Source organism: Myxococcus sp. AM011 (genome assembly GCF_013372595.1).
In the GTDB taxonomy this organism is placed as follows: domain Bacteria; phylum Myxococcota; class Myxococcia; order Myxococcales; family Myxococcaceae; genus Myxococcus; species Myxococcus eversor.
In genome coordinates this window covers 1-728 of the sequence record NZ_JABXEM010000593.1, presented here as the reverse complement: position 1 = coordinate 728, position 728 = coordinate 1, and the positions used below count along the sequence as shown (strand labels likewise).

The 728-nt window shown below is 68.3% G+C and carries 2 protein-coding genes; both read right to left on the bottom strand.

From position 1 onward, the window contains the following. On the bottom strand, window positions 1-555 hold a 555-nt coding region (locus HUW62_RS47550), incomplete at its 3' end, for a DNA adenine methylase (RefSeq protein ID WP_176438219.1). Next, window positions 548-728: hypothetical protein (locus tag HUW62_RS47545; RefSeq protein WP_176438218.1), on the bottom strand; the 181-nt coding region annotated here is incomplete at its 5' end. The genes HUW62_RS47550 and HUW62_RS47545, both read right to left, overlap by 8 nt.

Sequence of the window (728 nt, the reverse complement as noted above, 5' to 3'; positions counted from 1 at the left end):
GTCGTACTTGCGGACCACCTTCTCGTAGTCGCCGCCGTACACCTTCACGCGCTTGAGGCGCGGGGCGTGCTGCTCGATGCGGGCGAGCGTCTTCGCCTCGACGCCCATGCCGTTGGGGCTGACGCTGCGACCGCGCAGCTTCCCGTAGGAGAAGTGCGTCAGGTAGAGGAAGCGGTGCAGGCGCTCCACGTCCCCCTTCGGCTTGGAGTCGAAGAGGCTCTTGAAGGTCTTCTCGTTGCCGACCCACGGCAGCTTCTTCAGCTTGGCGAGGCCCGCTGGCGTCAGCTTCTGGAGGAGCCGGTACGCGTCGGCGATTTCGGGGTCCGCGTCGTTGATGGCCTCGACGTCCGAGGGGGCCTTCTCGAAGAGGACGGCGGCGCTGCCGGCGAAGGGCTCCACGTACGTCTTGTGCGCGGGCAGCATTGCCACCAAGCGCTTCGCCAGGCGCTTCTTGCCAGCAGGACTGCCCCAGATGGTCTTCTCCACCGGCTCACCCTGGAGGGACTCCAGGACGTGCCGGGCCCGGGCGAGGGCCTTCGTGAGGGAGTCACCCATCCTGGAGGCCCTCCGGGTCGAAGCCCCACGTCAGCTCTCCCGAGGTGGGGAGATTGAGGTCGCGAGGCCAGACGATGGGCGTCGCCTCGGCCTTGGCCGTGGAGGTCGACTCCTGCGTCGTCGTGTTGCCCTCCGGCGTCGGAGGTGAGGTGGGGGTCGGTGTCGAGGTGGCC